Raw genomic sequence first — 249 nt, 5'->3', positions numbered from 1 at the left:
CGAGTGGGCCACCTCGTGCCCACCGCCCCGGCACAACTTCACGTCACTGCCGCGGATCCGGTCCGAGCGTCCCGCGGTCGACCTGCACCACCCGGAGGCCGCCGCCGGCTTCCGCCCCGTGGCCGACCAGGGCACCCTCACCCATGTGATGGGGCCGGCCGACGTCGACCACGAGCACGCCACCGCCCGTTCCGAGAAGCGTGAGGACTGAGCCCGATGCGCGTCGAGACCAAGCTCCTGGTCTACCTG

Annotated in this window: 1 pseudogene; it reads left to right on the top strand. The window is 72.3% G+C overall.

The features are described 5' to 3' along the window. Window positions 1–211 (top strand): annotated as a pseudogene (locus tag ACPYOM_RS23230) (aa3-type cytochrome oxidase subunit I); the annotation flags it as partial. Window positions 212–249: the final 38 nt, after the last annotated feature.

The organism is Monashia sp. HAY1-2A (assembly GCF_056755315.1).
This window is presented reverse-complemented; position numbering and strand designations above follow the sequence as displayed.